Annotated in this window: 14 protein-coding genes; 13 read left to right on the top strand and 1 reads right to left on the bottom strand. The window is 70.8% G+C overall.

All coding sequences use genetic code 11. From position 1 onward, the window contains the following. Positions 1 to 152: 152 nt before the first annotated feature. The 13 genes from tgmA to ACFYO9_RS36955 all read left to right on the top strand — a co-directional run bounded on the left by tgmA (position 153) and on the right by ACFYO9_RS36955 (position 14,638). Positions 153 to 407, top strand: a complete 255-nt coding sequence (gene tgmA / locus ACFYO9_RS36895) for a putative ATP-grasp-modified RiPP (RefSeq protein WP_358778000.1) — start codon at positions 153 to 155, stop codon at positions 405 to 407. After that, on the top strand, positions 407 to 1,372 hold the full coding sequence (tgmB, locus tag ACFYO9_RS36900) for an ATP-grasp ribosomal peptide maturase (protein WP_358777999.1): 966 nt from the start codon (positions 407 to 409) through the stop codon (positions 1,370 to 1,372). Before tgmA ends, tgmB begins: the two co-directional genes overlap by 1 nt. Then, entirely contained in the window at positions 1,369 to 2,541 is a 1,173-nt protein-coding gene (gene tgmC / locus ACFYO9_RS36905) for an ATP-grasp peptide maturase system methyltransferase (RefSeq protein WP_358777998.1), read from the top strand. The genes tgmB and tgmC overlap by 4 nt, the downstream gene beginning before the upstream one ends. 223 nt (positions 2,542 to 2,764) lie before the next feature. Further along, complete coding sequence (locus ACFYO9_RS36910; protein ID WP_358777997.1) at positions 2,765 to 3,058, top strand: DUF6087 family protein; 294 nt, start codon at positions 2,765 to 2,767, stop codon at positions 3,056 to 3,058. A gap of 299 nt (positions 3,059 to 3,357) precedes the next feature. Next, on the top strand, positions 3,358 to 4,494 hold the full coding sequence (locus ACFYO9_RS36915; protein WP_388667077.1) for a hypothetical protein: 1,137 nt from the start codon (positions 3,358 to 3,360) through the stop codon (positions 4,492 to 4,494). Positions 4,495 to 4,706: 212 nt separating this feature from the next. Then, positions 4,707 to 6,047: a nitrate/nitrite transporter gene (locus ACFYO9_RS36920; RefSeq protein WP_358777995.1), complete on the top strand. Its 1,341-nt coding sequence runs from the start codon at positions 4,707 to 4,709 to the stop codon at positions 6,045 to 6,047. 136 nt (positions 6,048 to 6,183) lie between these two features. Continuing rightward, on the top strand, positions 6,184 to 7,332 hold the full coding sequence (locus ACFYO9_RS36925) for a uroporphyrinogen-III synthase (RefSeq protein ID WP_358777994.1): 1,149 nt from the start codon (positions 6,184 to 6,186) through the stop codon (positions 7,330 to 7,332). Between the two features lie 174 nt (positions 7,333 to 7,506). After that, the gene (locus ACFYO9_RS36930; RefSeq protein ID WP_358777993.1) at positions 7,507 to 8,100 is read left to right on the top strand and encodes a CGNR zinc finger domain-containing protein; all 594 of its coding nucleotides are present in this window, start codon (positions 7,507 to 7,509) and stop codon (positions 8,098 to 8,100) included. Positions 8,101 to 8,262: 162 nt separating this feature from the next. Beyond that, the gene (locus ACFYO9_RS36935) at positions 8,263 to 8,838 is read left to right on the top strand and encodes a sigma-70 family RNA polymerase sigma factor (protein WP_355816815.1); all 576 of its coding nucleotides are present in this window, start codon (positions 8,263 to 8,265) and stop codon (positions 8,836 to 8,838) included. Then, entirely contained in the window at positions 8,835 to 9,689 is an 855-nt protein-coding gene (locus ACFYO9_RS36940; RefSeq protein ID WP_358777992.1) for a zf-HC2 domain-containing protein, read from the top strand. Before ACFYO9_RS36935 ends, ACFYO9_RS36940 begins: the two co-directional genes overlap by 4 nt. 143 nt (positions 9,690 to 9,832) lie before the next feature. Further along, entirely contained in the window at positions 9,833 to 12,202 is a 2,370-nt protein-coding gene (locus tag ACFYO9_RS36945) for a UvrD-helicase domain-containing protein (protein ID WP_358777991.1), read from the top strand. A gap of 424 nt (positions 12,203 to 12,626) precedes the next feature. Continuing rightward, positions 12,627 to 14,057: an NAD-dependent malic enzyme gene (locus ACFYO9_RS36950; RefSeq protein ID WP_355816820.1), complete on the top strand. Its 1,431-nt coding sequence runs from the start codon at positions 12,627 to 12,629 to the stop codon at positions 14,055 to 14,057. Between the two features lie 299 nt (positions 14,058 to 14,356). After that, positions 14,357 to 14,638 carry an HU family DNA-binding protein gene (locus ACFYO9_RS36955; RefSeq protein WP_016645140.1) on the top strand — a complete coding sequence of 94 codons (282 nt, stop codon included), beginning with the start codon at positions 14,357 to 14,359 and terminating at the stop codon, positions 14,636 to 14,638. 99 nt (positions 14,639 to 14,737) lie between these two features. Here the strand turns inward: ACFYO9_RS36955 and murA are convergent, their stop codons facing one another. Further along, the gene (gene murA / locus ACFYO9_RS36960; RefSeq protein ID WP_355816824.1) at positions 14,738 to 16,087 is read right to left on the bottom strand and encodes a UDP-N-acetylglucosamine 1-carboxyvinyltransferase; all 1,350 of its coding nucleotides are present in this window, start codon (positions 16,085 to 16,087) and stop codon (positions 14,738 to 14,740) included. Between the last annotated feature and the right edge of the window lie 152 nt (positions 16,088 to 16,239).

The raw sequence follows: 16,239 nt of genomic DNA on the forward strand, positions 1-16,239 counted from the left end.
ATACGCCGTGCTCGCGGCCTAACGCGGCCTCGCCCGCACGCTCCGCCCGGAGGCACCTTCGACAGGTCGAGCCGGGCGGCCCGGCGCGGTCGGCTTCCCCCCGAGGTCGGCCGCGCCACCCAACAGTCCATCCACTCACCAGAGGAGTCTTCGTGACGACCCCTACGCCGACCACCGCCAGCCCGTGGGGACTCGGCCGCCTGGCACCGTACCCGACCACCACCCACCGTCCGCACGCCACGATCGCCATTGACCCTGCCACCCAGCTCGGCGTGTTCCGCGACCGTGCCGGCCTTGTGGTCGAGATGGGCAAGCACGGCACGAGTTCCGGCACCGAGACGTCCACGACCACGAACTCCGACTCCAAGAACGATCAGGGTAGCGACCAGGACAGCACCCAGGACTGATGACGAAGGCCGAGAAGAGGCCGGTCCTGGTGGCCACGGAGGCGGACGACATCACTGCCGACATGGTCATCACCGAAATCAACCGGCTCGATGTGCCGGTGGTCCGGTTCAATCCTGCTGACATCGGCGGGGACCTCGCGGTCTCGGCTCGGTTCGGCACCTGCCCGGCCCCCGTGGTCGGGCAGGTGCGTACCCCGTCGAGAATCGCTGACCTGACCCAAATCCGGTCGGTGTACTGGCGCCGCCCCGAGTGGCCCTCGTTCCCTCACCTGTCCCCCGATGACTCCCGCTTCGCGGCAGCGCAAGTCCGCTACGGGCTCGGTGGCACCCTCTACGCCCTAGGCGGCCCGCTCTGGGTCAACCACCCGTTACGAATCGCTGCGGCCGACTACAAACCTGCTCAGCTCGCTCTCGCCCAGCGCCTCGGCTTCGCCGTCCCACCCACCCTGGTCACCAACGACCCCGACGAGGCCCGCGAGTTCATTCGCGACCAGGGGGACGCGATCTACAAGACACTGAGGTGGACCCCGTACACCCGTGACGGCGTACCAGTCACCGGTTGGGCTGACCCCGTCAGTGCCGACGAGATCGACGAGAGCATTCGCGTCACCCCTCATCTGTTCCAGGCTCGGGTGGACAAGGTCGCCGACCTCCGCGTCCTGATCGTCGGCCGGCACACATTCGCCGTGCGCATCGACTCCGAATTGCTGGACTGGCGCAAGGACTACAGCGCCCTGACCTACACCGTTGAGTACCTCCCCGACTGGGTGGACAAAGCCCTGCACGCCTACCTGGACCGCCTGGAGCTGGTATCAGGGAGCTTCGATTTCGCGGTGGATCGCGCAGGGGACTACTGGTGGCTGGAGCTGAACCCCAACGGCCAATGGGGGTGGCTGGAGACGGAGGTCGGCCTCCCGATGTCCGCAGCCTTTGCCGACCTACTCACGCAAGGAGACAGCCGATGACAGACTCCGTGTCCGAGCGGCGCCGCATGGCCGCTGCGCTCGCGAACAAGGGCGTCCTGACACTTCCCTGGCTGCGCGGGGCTGTGGAGAGCGTGCCGCGCGAGCAATTCCTCCACCCCGGGGTCTTCCTCGACGAGGGGCGGACGTGGCGACCCCTCACAGCCCTCGGAGCGGATCCGGACGAGTGGCTGAAGACGGCCTACAGCGTCGACACCCTGACGACCCAGCTCGACGGCCGCCTCACCGCCGATCAGGTGGGCGAAGCCGTCGCGGGGGTGCCGACGTCCTCCTCGACCGACCCGGCCACAGTCGTGAGCATGATCGAGACCCTGGACCTCAAGGCAGAACACCGCGTCTTGGAGATCGGTACTGGCACCGGCTACTCCACGGCCCTGATGTGCCGCTACCTCGGCGAGGACAACGTCACCACGATCGAGGTCGACCCACAGGTGGCGGCACGCGCCGATGCTGCCCTGGAGACAGTCGGCTACTCAACGTGGACCGTGACCGGCGATGGACTCCTTGGCCACCCGCGCCGAGCGCCTTACGACCGGGTAATCGCCACCTGTGCCGTTCGCCGCATCCCATATACCTGGGTCAGGCAGACGAAGCCCGGCGGGATCATCCTCAGCACCGTGGGTTCCTGGCCCTGGGGAACCGGCCTCGCAAAGGTCACAGTCAACGAGAACGGCACCGCCGAGGGTTCGATCATCGGGCGCTCCTCGTTCATGCAGGCCCGCGCCCAGGCCGTCACCCCCGTGGCTGGTGACCTGTCGGCCCGTACCGCGTACGCCGACAGCGAGCGAGAGACCAGGGTGTCGCCACTCCGGCTGGAGGAATGGGTACCCGCCTTCCTCGCGCAGCTTTCCGTTCCCGGCGCGCACGTCGTCCGTGCCGCCACAAGCGACGGCGCCCGGCTGTTCTACCTCTTCGACCCTGAGCGCGAGTCCTTCGCGCACTTCAGGGCTGATGGTGATGGCTGGATTGTCCGCCAGGGCGGCCCCGTGGCCCTGTGGGACAAGGTCGAGCGGACCCTCATCGCCTGGCAGGCCGTGGGGAACCCCGACATCGCTGCCATACAGCTCCGGATCACGAACAAGTCCCATACGTACTGGATCGGCGATCACCCGGAACTGCGCTGGGAGCATCGCCTCAACGCCGCCTATTGAGCCTGTGAAGCGACGCTAAAGGAGCTGGCCAGGGGGCACCGATGCTCCATGTGGATGGCTTTGGCGCACCAAGCTCCGGACGGGCGACCTGCGGGAAAGGGCAAGAAGGGAAAGACCGTGCCGGGACCCAAGACATGGTTGACAAGACGAACAAGGTCAAGCCCGTCGTAGATGGGGCCAACGGCTGAAGTCACGCTTACCGGACAGCCTTTAGGGTTGGCGCATGGACGAGGAACCTCTGTCGGAGTGGGCAGAGCGGCGGGACGCGAAGATCGGCCGGCTGCGGGCCGTCCCGATCGTCTCGGGCAACGGCCCCAAGGGTTCGCACGTGAGCCCTGACGCGCCGCGCGCCATCGAGCGGTGGAACGGGCACGCTTGGGAGCCGTACGGGTTCGCGACCAGCCTCGCCGAGACCAAGCGCATCCTGTTCCCCGAGGCCAACACTCCCGCCGCCGGCTCGCCCGGCCTCGCGGGGCAGCCACTCGCCCCTGGCAGGGGCAGACACCGAAAGCCGTAAGCGCCTCAAGGCCCCGGCTCGTTCCCTCACCCGAGGTGAATGAGCCGGGGCTCTCTCGTGAGGGAAGGGACCCACCGATCATCGCCGGGAATTCGGTCTTCCCGCCCGCACCATCGCCGAATCCGAGTGACCAGTAGGACGACAGAGGAACGGACATGACGGATACCACTCGCGCAGACTCCTCCCCTCGAGGCTCGTTGTTCCGCGCGGCGCCGCTTCCCGAGGGGCCTGGACCGGTCGGAGCCCTACCGGACCGAGCGAGTCTTTTGCGGGCTCAGTCTGAGGCGCTCCAGAAGCTGATGCGTGAGGATCTCTCACGCAGCCGTGGTCTGGTCTTCGTTCTGTGTGCGGTGCTGGTGACCCTCGTCGCCGTTCTGGTGCCGGTTCTGTTGACCGATGCGGCGTCGAACGGCGGGGATGACGTCGCCGTGTCGGTCGCGGGCTGCGTGCTGCTCGTGTTCGTCGCGTCGCCGGCGCTGTTGGTCCTGCGTTCGTTGCGGGCCCGGGGCGGGCGACGTCGGCGCCTGCTGCGGGAGTGGGCCGCCGTGGACAGGGGGCACGGTTCCGAGATTCCGCCGGGTTACGGATCGCAGGGTTTTCCCCACTCCCGGTTCTTCAACGCGACGGCCGTTCTGGCGGTGGCGTTCATCCTGGCTGCCGTGCTGCTGGCCGACGTGTCCGACACGGACGCGCTGGTGATGTTGCCGGGGACGGCGGTGGGGGCCGCCTTCGCCTGGTCGGCGGTGCGAAAGTATGCCGACCGATACAGCTGGGCGGCGAGGGAGAACGTGCTGCGAGGGCGCGCACGCCGACGGCAGCAACACCGGAACCGGATGTCCGGCGGGGTGGAGATCCGGCCGGGCGGGGTCCACCCCGTTCTGCTCTGCATCGCACTGTGTGCGCCCGTCGCCATCGTCGTGGCGGTCTTCGTGGTGGCCCGGCCCGAGAACGTGCTCGGTCTCGTGTCGGCGGGACTGATCGCCCTGATCGTGTTGCTGATCGGCCTTCCGGCGGCCGTGCTCAAGCGGCGCGGGGAGCGGGCCCATCTCGCCCGTACTGCCGCCTCCTTGACCGCTTCGTGTCCCCCTGGGGCGGTCGTGCACCCCGTCCGGTACGGGTTGGGTGAGCCCGCAGGCGAACCCACAGGGGAGGACGTGCCCGTGGGGCCCGCCGCCTGGGACTGTGCTCCGCCACGGACCGGCGTACTGGCGATCGGAGCGGGGACCCTCCACCTCCGTGGTGAGGACGGGAGTTCGCTCGACGTCCCCCTCACGGACCTGGCGGGCGTGGCGTACATCGCCAACACGGTGAGCTGGCTGGATCCGACGGCGGACCTCCTTCTCCGCTCGGGTGAGTCGATCGAGCTCCGTTCGGCGGAGGCGCGGCAGATCGGCGAGGCCCTCTCCCGCGCCGGGGTACGGGCCGTCGCGGCGTAGTCCCGCCCGCCTCCGGCTCCTCGTCCTGCTCAGCGGGCGTCGACGTCACGGCCCGCCGCCTCAGGGCAACGCCCCTCACCACCCCACCCCCACCCCCGTGAGAGCAACGTTCCCCGGTGGTCATCCGGGGGCACGGTGTTGAAATGCGGGCTTCCTATCTTCGGGGCCCTTCGGTCTTGGCCGAGGGACCGTCGAGAGGGTGGAGGCACGGGATGTGGATCGAGCGGTGGGAGCCGGAGGACGAGACGTTCTGGAAGGAGGGGGGCGGGGAGCGGGTCGCCCGGCGGAATCTGGCGTTCTCCGTGCTCTCCGAACACGTCGGGTTCTCCGTGTGGAGCCTGTGGTCGGTGATGGTCCTGTTCATGGGGCCCGAGTACGGGATCGACGCGGCAGGGAAGTTCTTCCTCGTGTCGATGGCCACGCTCGTCGGGGCCGTCGTCCGCGTCCCGTACACCTTCGCCGTCGCACGCTTCGGCGGGCGCAACTGGACCGTCATCGCCGCCACCCTGCTGCTCCTGCCGACCGTCGCCGCCTTCGTCGTCATGGAGCCGGGGACCTCGTACCGGACGTTCATGCTGTGCGCCCTGCTCACCGGCGTCGGCGGCGGGAACTTCGCCTCCAGCATGACCAACATCAATTCCTTCTTCCCGCTGCGCAGGAAGGGGTGGGCGCTCGGGCTCAACGCCGGGGGCGGCAACATCGGCGTGCCCGTCGTGCAGCTCGTCGGGCTCGCCGTGATCGGCGCGGGCGGCGGGCCGCGCGTCGTGCTCGGGATCTACATCCCGTTCGTCATCGTCTCCGCCGTCTGCGCCTTCCTCTTCATGGACAGCATCGCGTCGGTCCGCAACGACACGGGCGCGGTACGGGCCGCCGTCCGGGATCCGCACACCTGGATCATGTCGTTCCTGTACGTGGGGACGTTCGGGTCGTTCATCGGGTACGGGTTCGCCTTCGGCCTCGTCCTGCAGACCCAGTTCGGGCGCACGCCCCTGGAGGCCGCGCAGCTCACCTTCCTCGGGCCGCTGCTCGGCTCGCTGGTCCGGCCCGTCGGCGGGTGGCTCGCCGACCGGTTCGGCGGGGCGCGCATCACGCTCGGGAACTTCCTCGGCATGGCCGCCGCCACCGGCGTGGTCGTCGTCGCCTCCGTGCGCGGATCGCTCGCCCTGTTCGTCGGCGCGTTCGTCGTCCTGTTCGTGCTCACCGGGCTCGGCAACGGCTCGACGTACAAGATGATCCCCGGCATCTTCCAGGCGAAGGCCGAGTCCCGCGGGCTCGTGGGGGAGGCGGCCGCGGCGCAGGGGCGGCGGCTCTCCGGGGCGGCGATGGGGCTGATCGGGGCGGTCGGCGGGCTCGGCGGGCTCGGCATCAACCTCGCGCTGCGGCAGTCCTTCCAGACGGTGGGCTCCGGAACGGGGGCGTACGTCGCCTTCCTCGTCTTCTACGGGGCGTGCTCCCTCCTCACCTGGGCCGTATACCTTCGGGGAACGGCCGCCCGTACGGTCGGAGCCACCGGCACGGAGGAGAAGCCGCAGCTCAGCTACGCCGAGGTGTGACATGACACAGTCGAGACGTGACGTAACACGGTCGACATCGGAGCGAACCGGGGCCGTCACGCGCCGTTGACAGGCTCGGCGCGAAAGAGCCACGAGAGCCACGAGCGGGACGAGCGGGACGAGACGAGACAGATCTATGCACGACACCTCAGCCAGTAGCCCGGCCGGCGACGCCCCTCCCCTCGCCGGATTCACCGTCGGCGTGACCGCCGCCCGGCGCGCCGACGAGCTCGGCACGCTGCTCAAGCGGCGCGGCGCCACCGTGCTGCACGCGCCCGCGCTGCGCATCGTGCAGCTCGCCGACGACAGTGAACTCCTCGCCGCGACGAAGGAGTTGATCGAACGCGCCCCGGACATCGTGGTCGCCACCACCGCCATCGGGTTTCGCGGCTGGATCGAGGCCGCGGACGGCTGGGGGTACGGGGAGGAGCTGATCCGCTGTCTGCGCGGGGTCGAACTGCTCGCCCGCGGGCCGAAGGTGAAGGGCGCCGTGCGGGCGGCGGGGCTCACCGAGGACTGGTCGCCCTCGTCCGAATCGATGGCGGAGGTGCTCGACCGGCTGCTCGGCGAGGGCGTCGCCGGCCGGCGCGTCGCCCTGCAGCTGCACGGGGAGCCGCTGCCCGGCTTCGTCGAGGCGCTGCGGGCCGGGGGCGCGGAGGTCGTCCTCGTACCGGTCTACCGGTGGCTGCCGCCGGAGGACATCACGCCGGTGGACCGGCTCCTCGACGCGACCGTCGGGCGGGGCGTCGACGCGCTGACCTTCACCAGCGCGCCGGCCGCGGCGTCACTGCTCGCCCGCGCCGAGGAGCGGGGCATGACGGCCGAACTCCTCGCCGCCCTGCGCCACGACGTGCTGGCCGCGTGCGTGGGGTCCGTCACCGCACTGCCGCTGCAGTCGCTCGGGGTGGACACGGTGCAGCCCGAACGCTTCCGGCTCGGCCCGCTCGTACAGCTGCTGTGCCGTGAACTCCCGGGCCGGGCACGGGTATTGCGGGTCGCCGGGCGTCGCGTGGAGATCCGCGGGCAGGCGGTCCTCGTCGACGCGGAGCTGCGGGCCGTGCCGCCCGCGGGCATGGCCCTGCTGACGGCGCTCGCCCGCCGCCCGGGCTGGGTGGTCGCCCGCGCGGAGCTGCTGCGCGCGCTGCCGGGCGCGGGGACCGACGAGCACGCGGTGGAGTCCGCGATGGCGCGGCTGCGCACGGCGCTGGGTGCGCCGAAGCTGATCCAGACGGTCGTCAAACGCGGCTACCGGCTCGCGATCGACCCGGCGGAGGGATCGAAGTAGGGGTCAAGGTAGGGATCGAGGCAGAGGATCGAAGTGGGGGGCCCGCCCCTCATCGGATCCCGGCGATCTCGGCGCAACCTGGTACGGCGGGTTCCGGACCCGCCCGGGGACGGGCACTGTAGGGGTACGCGACGGCATTCACCCACCGGTGACCCCCAAGGCGGTGACAGACGCATGGCGTTGGGCACGGCCCCGGCCCCGTACGAGCTGCGATTCGACTCCGGGCGGAGCTGCCTGGACCTCGTGGCGACGAGCCACCCCGTGGAACGGCTCACGTCCGTGGCGAGACTGCGCGCCTGGCTCGCGGGCGCCGGCCTCGTCCCCGCGGGCGCCCCGCTGCCCGGCATGGGCCCGCAATGGCTCGCCGCCTTCCGTGAACTGCGCGGGCACACCACCCAGTTGGTGCGCGGCGAGATCGAGGCGCGGCCCGCCGTCGCCGCCGCCGCGCTCGACCGCGTCAACGTCCTGGCCGCCGCGGCGCCCCCGGCCCCGTGCGCCGTCCGCGCCCCCGACGGCACCCTGGTCCGCGTCCTGCGCGGCGATCCCGGCTGCGCGGGGCTCGTCGCCGCCGTCGCCCGGGACGCCGTCGAGCTGCTCACCGACCCGGTCGCCCGCGCCCTGCTGCGCCAGTGCGAGGGCGACAACTGCCCCATCGTCTACCTCGACACCTCCCGCGGCCGCCGCCGTCGCTGGTGCTCCAGCGAGGTGTGCGGCAACCGGGAACGGGTGGCCCGGCACCGGCGCCGAGCCGCCCTCGCCCGTCCGTGACGCTCTCGCCCGCCCATGGCGCTCTTGCCCGTCCGTGACGCCCCCTCGCCCGCCCGTGACGCGAAGAACCCGTACCCCGCGTTGAACACCCGCGCCCCCGCGTCCGTACCTCCCACGTGAAACCCGCCCGACCCCGCGAAAGCGCGGACACCGGAGGTACGCGTGCGCAAGGATTCCGCCGTGGCCGATGAGCGCCCGCAGCCGCACCGACATCGTCTCGGCCGACCCCCGGGCCCGGACGAGGAGTTGATGCGTGCGCTCTACCGCGAACACGCGGGACCCCTGCTCGCCTATGTGCTCCGGCTGGTCGCGGGCGACCGGCAGCGCGCCGAGGACGTCGTGCAGGAGACGCTCATCCGTGCCTGGAAGAACGCCGGTCAGCTCAACCGAGCGACCGGTTCGGTACGCCCCTGGCTGGTGACGGTCGCCCGGCGCATCGTCATCGACGGCCACCGCAGCCGGCAGGCCCGGCCGCAAGAGGTCGATCCGTCGCCGCTGGAGGTCATCCCCGCGGAGGACGAGATCGACAGGGCGTTGTGGCTGATGACTCTCTCGGACGCGCTCGAGGACCTGACTCCCGCACATCGGGAGGTACTTGTCGAGACCTACTTCAAAGGGCGTACGGTCAATGAGGCGGCACAGACGCTGGGCATACCCAGTGGGACGGTGCGTTCACGGGTGTTCTACGCCCTTCGCTCGATGAAGCTGGCGCTGGAGGAGCGGGGGGTGACGACATGAGCGGGCCCTACGGCCACGACGACGGCCACCACGGTCACCATGACGGGCACCACGGTCACCATGACGGCTACCACGGACACCACGACGCGCGCCGGGACGACGAACTCCACGAGACCGTCGGCGCCTACGCCCTCGGCATCCTGGACCAGGCGGACGCCGTACGGTTCGAGGAGCACCTCGCCGGGTGCGGCGCCTGCCGGCACCGGCTGGCGGAGTTCTCCGGCATGGAACCCATGCTGGCGGCGCTCGCGGCGGGCCCGCCCGGCGTACCGGCGCCCGCCCAGCCGCTCGGCATCCGGCCGAGCCCCCGCCTCGCCGAACGCCTCGCCGGCGAGGTCGCCGCCAAACGGGACCGCACCCGCAGGCGCGGCCTGTACCTGGTCGCCGCGGCGGCCGTACTGATCGTCGGCGGCCCGCTCACCGTCCTCGCGCTGGCCGGCGACGACGGCGGCGGCAAGGACGCGCTCGCCGACCCGCACCCCACCAGCCCCGCCGAGGACGCCTTCTTCCACCACATGGAGGAGAAGGCGCGCGCCACCGACCCGGCGACCAAGGTCAGCGCCACGGTCGGCACCGAGAAGAAGGCCTGGGGCACGCACGCCGTCCTGGAGCTGAAGAACGTCAAGGGCCCGCTCAAGTGCGCGCTGGTCGCGGTCGGCAAGGACGGCGAGAAGGAGACGGTCACCAGCTGGTCGGTGCCCGAGTGGGGGTACGGCATCAAGGACAGCCCGAACAAGTGGGCGCGCAGCCCGCTGTACGTGCACGGGGGCGCGGCCATGGACCGCAACGACATCGACCACTTCGAGGTGACCACCTTCGAGGGCAAGCGCCTGGTCGAGGTCGACGTGTAGCGCACGACGACGTATGGAGCACGACGACGTACAGCGGACGACAAGTGCACAGGACGGGCCCCTTTCGCCTAAGGTGGACGGCTGCTCACTACGGGCAGCAGCACGGTGTGAAAGGGGCCTCGGTGGCCGACGTCAAAGCAGTAATGCCGTCAGGCACACGCGACCGCGAGATCGGCGTCGAGCAGGACCATCTCGACCAGGTCTACCGGCGTCTCGAGGAGAAGATCCACGAGGCCGAGTTCCTGATGAACGACGCCGCCCAGCGCTCGCAGGTCGGTACGCCTGGCGCGCTCGCCGAGCGCGACGCGCAGGTCTTCCGGGCCGGTGTCCATCTGAACCGGCTCAACAACGAGTTCGAGGACTTCCTCTTCGGCCGCATCGACCTGCTCCCGGGCAAGGACGGCAAGAAGGGCCCCGACGGCGCGTACACGGCGGTCGAACCGGCCGACGGCGCGGTCCGCGAGGACGAGAGCGGCAAGTACGCCGACATCGCGGAGACGCTGCACATCGGCCGCATCGGCGTCCTCGACGCGGACTACTCCCCGCTGGTCATCGACTGGCGCGCGCCCGCCGCTGCGCCGTTCTACCGCTCCACGCCGGTCGACCCGGGCCGTGTCGTGCGCCGCCGCGTCATCCGCTCCAAGGGCCGCCGGGTCCTCGGCGTCGAGGACGACCTGATGCGCCCGGAGCTCACCGCACGCCTGGCCGGCGAGGAGCTCCCGGTGATCGGCGACGGCGCCCTGATGGCCGCGCTCGGCCAGGCCCGCAGCCACTCGATGCGGGACATCGTGGCGTCCATCCAGGCCGAGCAGGACATGGTGATCCGCGCGCCCGCCGCGTCGGTGACGTACGTGGAGGGCGGCCCCGGCACCGGCAAGACGGCGGTGGCGCTGCACCGCGCCGCGTACCTGCTCTACCAGGACCGCCGCCGGTACGCGGGCGGCATCCTCATCGTCTCGCCCACCCCGCTCCTGGTCGCCTACACCGAGGGCGTCCTGCCGTCCCTCGGCGAGGAGGGCCAGGTCGCGATCCGCGCGGTCGGCTCGCTGGTCGACGGGATCGAGGCCACGGTCTACGACTCCCCGGCGGTGGCCCGCGTCAAGGGTTCGTCCCGGATGCTGAAGGTGCTGCGGAAGGCGGCGCGCGGCGCGTTGGAGACGCCCGCCCGGCCCGGCAGGACCGAGCGGCCGGCGGCGCAGGGACAGCTGGCCTTCGGCGACGAGGAGGACGAGAACGCCGAGCCGACCGACGAGCGCCCCGAGACCGTCACCACCCGCCTGCGCGTCGTCGCCTTCGGGCGGCGCCTGGAACTCGACGCCGGCCAGCTCAACCGCATCCGCCGCAACGCGCTCGGCGGCACCGCCCCCGTCAACCTGCTGCGCCCGCGCGCCCGCAAGCTCCTCCTGGACGCCCTGTGGTCCCAGTCGGGCGCGGCGGGCCGCCACACGGACCCCGAGCTCGCCGCCGAACTCCGCTCCTCCTTCGACGAGGACGTCTCCTCCGAGGACGACTTCCTGCGCTTCCTGGACGCCTGGTGGCCCGAGCTCACCCCGCGCGGCGTACTCGCCGCGATGGGCGACGAGCGGCGCCTCGGCCGCTGGGCCCGCCGCGTCCTCAACCCCGGCGAGGTCCGCAAGGTCGCCCGCTCCCTCAAGCGGGACGCCCTGTCCGTGCACGACGTGGCGCTCCTGGACGAGCTGCAGGCGATCCTCGGCACCCCGCACCGCCCCAGGAAGAAGCGCGAGCTGGACCCCCTCGACCAGCTCACCGGCCTGGAGGAGCTGATGCCGCAGCGCGAGGAGACCCAGCGCGAGCGGGCCGAGCGCCTCGCCGCGGAGCGCACCGAGTACGCCCACGTCATCGTCGACGAGGCGCAGGACCTCACGCCCATGCAGTGGCGCATGGTGGGCCGCCGCGGCCGGCACGCCACCTGGACGGTCGTCGGCGACCCGGCCCAGTCCTCCTGGTCCGACCCGGACGAGGCGGGCGAGGCCCGTGACGAGGCCCTGGGCACCCGCCCGCGCCGCCGTTTCACGCTCACCGTCAACTACCGCAACCCCGCCGAGATCGCCGAGCTCGCCGCCAAGGTGCTCGCCCTGGCGATGCCGGGCGCCGAGTCCCCCTCGGCGGTCCGCTCCACCGGCATCCGGCCCCGCTTCTGTGTCGTACGGGACGGGGACCTCGCCGCGTCCGTGCGGGAGGAGGCGGCGCGCCTCCTGGAGCGCGTGGACGGCACGGTCGGCGTCGTGGTGGCCATGAACCGGCGCGAACAGGCCGCGCGCTGGCTCGCGGACCTCGGCGAGCGCGTGGTGGCGCTCGGCAGCCTGGAGGCCAAGGGCCTGGAGTACGACGCGACGCTCGTCGTCTCGCCCGCGGAGATCGCCGACGAGTCCCCGGCGGGCCTGCGCGTCCTGTACGTGGCGCTGACACGCGCGACGCAGCAGCTCACGGTCCTCGCGGGGGAGCGCGACGACCCGGACGCGGACGGGGTCGCGGACCTGCTGCGGGACTGAGCGCGGCGCCGGCCCGGGCAGCTGGTTCGTACGGTTGTGCGTACTCGGTTCGTACGGCTTCGCGGGACGGGAATTGCCTTACGGGGATCGTTTGTTACCTTGGATGTGGCACCGGCCCGATCCAAGCCCCCGGGCCCAACCATCGTCGCTACGAGCGACCACTTGCCGCGAGGCGAGCATGGCGGGTCGGTGTCATTACGTCGGGAGAGGCCCACGTCACCAAGTGACGTGGGCCTCTTTCCGTATGCCGGAACCCCCTTCCGTCACACGCCCACTTCTCGTATGGTGGAAACCAGTTTCCGAAAACGAAGCGCTGCAGCCGATGAACACAACGTTCTCAATCCGGGGCGACTACCACGTACTCATCGGTAGGTGCGACCATCGGACGGCAAGAGCTACAAGGTGAAAGCAGAGGAAGTCGGCCATGGCAACGGCGCCCAGCGTCTCCTACTCGATGACGGTCCGACTGGAGGTGCCCGCGAGCGGAACCGCGGTCTCCCAGCTCACCACGGCCGTCGAGTCTTCCGGGGGCTCGGTCACCGGCCTCGACGTCACGGCCTCCGGCCACGAGATGCTGCGGATCGACGTGACGATCGCGGCGTCCTCCACCACGCACGCCGACGAGATCGTCGAGCAGCTGCGCACCATCGAGGGCGTCACCCTCGGCAAGGTCTCCGACCGTACGTTCCTGATGCACCTCGGCGGCAAGATCGAGATGCAGTCCAAGCACCCCATCAGGAACCGTGACGACCTCTCCATGGTCTACACCCCGGGCGTGGCCCGGGTCTGCATGGCCATCGCGGAGAACCCCGAGGACGCGCGCCGCCTCACGATCAAGCGCAACTCCGTTGCGGTCGTAACGGACGGCTCGGCCGTCCTCGGCCTCGGCAACATCGGCCCGAAGGCCGCGCTGCCGGTCATGGAGGGCAAGGCGGCCCTCTTCAAGCGGTTCGCCGGCATCGACGCCTGGCCGCTCTGCCTGGACACCCAGGACACCGACGCCATCGTCGAGATCGTCAAGGCGATCGCCCCCGGCTTCGCGGGCATCAACCTGGAGGACATCTCCGCGCCCCGCTGCTTCGAGATCGAGGCCCGCCTCCGCGAGGCCCTCGACATCCCCGTCTTCCACGACGACCAGCACGGCACGGCCATCGTGGTCCTCGCCGCCCTCACCAACGCCCTGCGCGTGGTGACCAAGAACATCGGCGACGTGCGCGTGGTCATGTCCGGCGCCGGCGCGGCCGGCACGGCCATCCTGAAGCTGCTGCTCGCCGCCGGTGTGAAGAACGCGGTGGTGGCCGACATCCACGGCGTGGTGCACGCCGACCGCGAGGACCTGGTCTCCCACGAGGCCGACTCGCCGCTGCGCTGGATCGCCGACAACACCAACCCCGAGGGGCTGACCGGCACCCTCAAGGAGGCCGTCGTCGGCGCCGACGTCTTCATCGGCGTGTCGGCTCCGAACGTGCTGGGCGCCGAGGACGTCGCGGCCATGGCCGAGGGCGCCATCGTGTTCGCGCTTGCGAACCCCGACCCCGAGGTCGACCCGGCAATCGCCCGCCAGACCGCGGCAGTTGTGGCCACCGGGCGCTCGGACTTCCCGAACCAGATCAACAACGTCCTGGTCTTCCCCGGCGTCTTCCGCGGCCTCCTGGACGCCCAGTCCCGTACGGTCAACACGGAGATGATGCTGGCCGCCGCGGGCGCCCTGGCGGACGTCGTCGCCGAGGACGAGCTGAACCGGAACTACATCATCCCCAGCGTCTTCAACGACAAGGTCGCGGGCGCCGTGGCCGACGCCGTGCGCAGCGCCGCGAAGGCCGCCGGGGCCGCTGTGACGGGTGCCACGGCCTAGCGACACGGCGCGTCGCCGGACACGGGCCCGAGAGGCCCCTCTAGGGTGGCTTGGCAGCAAGCCCCCCGGCCCCCGCCATTTTCAGGGGCGGCGGACGCTTTTCGTGTGACCCCCAGGGGCACCGGATTGGCTTTCCCGCCGCAGGTGGGGGCAGGATGCGTAATCGGGCGCGAGGGTCTGACGTCAGACCCGGGTCCGGGGACTGTCCGAGGACCCTGGCAGCATCGTCTTCGCTGTGCCCATCATGCGGCCCCGCCGCGTGGCACGCCTCAACGGCAAAAGAACACGGGAGTACAAACATGAACCGCAGTGAGCTGGTGGCCGCGCTGGCCGACCGCGCAGAGGTGACCCGCAAGGACGCCGACGCCGTGCTGGCCGCGTTCGCCGAGACCGTCGGCGAGATCGTTGCCAAGGGCGACGAGAAGGTCACCATCCCCGGCTTCCTGACCTTCGAGCGCACCCACCGTGCCGCTCGCACCGCCCGCAACCCGCAGACCGGCGAGCCGATCAACATCCCGGCCGGTTACAGCGTCAAGGTTTCGGCTGGTTCCAAGCTGAAGGAAGCGGCTAAGGGCAAGTAGCCTCGAGCAGCTGGAAGGGGGCGGTCACCCGTTGGGTGACCGCCCCCTTCTGCTTGCGCTCTACAAGATGGCCTCAAGCGCCGGCCGGGCTGAAGCCGATCAGCTCAGCGCCGCCTTGCCCGGGAGTTCTACCTTTGCGCCGAGTTCCACGAGCTTGTCCATGAAGTTCTCGTAGCCGCGGTTGATCAGGTCGATGCCGTGGACGCGGGACGTGCCCTGGGCCGCCAGGGCCGCGATGAGGTACGAGAAGCCGCCGCGCAGGTCGGGGATGACCAGATCGGCGCCCTGCAGCTTCGTGGGGCCGCTGACGACCGCCGAGTGCAGGAAGTTGCGCTGGCCGAAGCGGCAGTCGGAGCCGCCCAGGCACTCGCGGTAGAGCTGGATGTGCGCACCCATCTGGTTGAGCGCGGAGGTGAAGCCGAGCCGGGACTCGTAGACCGTCTCGTGGACGATGGACAGGCCCGCGGCCTGCGTCAGGGCCACCACGAGCGGCTGCTGCCAGTCGGTCTGGAAACCGGGGTGCACGTCCGTCTCCAGGGCGATCGCGTTGAGCGAGCCGCCCGGGTGCCAGAAGCGGATGCCCTCGTCGTCGATCTCGAAGGCACCGCCCACCTTCCGGTAGGTGTTCAGGAACGTCATCATCGAGCGCTGCTGGGCGCCGCGGACGTAGATGTTGCCTTCGGTCGCCAGGGCCGCGGAAGCCCAGGAGGCGGCCTCCAGGCGGTCCGACAGGGCGTGGTGGGTGTAGCCGCCGAGGCTGTCGACACCGGTGATCCGGATGGTCCGGTCGGTGTCCATGGCGATGATCGCGCCCATTTTCTGCAGGACGCAGATCAGGTCCTCGATCTCCGGCTCGACCGCGGCGTTGGAGAGCTCGGTCACACCCTCCGCGAGCACGGCGGTGAGCAGCACCTGCTCGGTGGCGCCCACGGACGGGTACGGCAGGCGGATCTTGGTGCCGCGCAGCCGCTGCGGGGCCTCCAGGTACTGGCCGTCGGCGCGCTTCTCGATGGTCGCGCCGAACTGGCGGAGCACCTCGAAGTGGAAGTCGATCGGCCGGCCGCCGATGTCGCAGCCGCCGAGGCCGGGGATGAAGGCGTGCCCGAGGCGGTGCAGCAGGGGGCCGCAGAAGAGGATCGGAATGCGCGACGAGCCCGCGTGGGCGTCGATGTCGGCGACATTCGCGCTCTCCACGTGCGACGGGTCCATGATGAGCTCGCCCGGCTCCTCGCCGGGGCGGACCGTCACGCCGTGCAGCTGCAGCAGGCCGCGCACGACCCGGACGTCCCGGATGTCGGGGACGTTGCGCAGCCGGCTCGGGGCGCTGCCGAGCAGCGCGGCGACCATGGCCTTGGGCACGAGGTTCTTCGCGCCGCGGACACGGATCTCGCCCTCCAGCGGGGTTCCGCCATGGACAAGCAGTACGTCTTCGGTGCCGGTGCCGGTCATGAATCTCGCGTTCCGATTGGATGGACGGGGGGACCAAAGGGCCAAGCGTAATGGCCGAGTACCCCCCTTCCGTAAGGCCGCGGACGCGCAAAGCACGTCAGGAGTCCGCCACAACACCAACCGTGCGGAACCGGACACACCGGGTCACCGCC

The organism is Streptomyces sp. NPDC005863 (genome assembly GCF_042871345.1).
Taxonomy (GTDB): Bacteria; Actinomycetota; Actinomycetes; order Streptomycetales; family Streptomycetaceae; genus Streptomyces.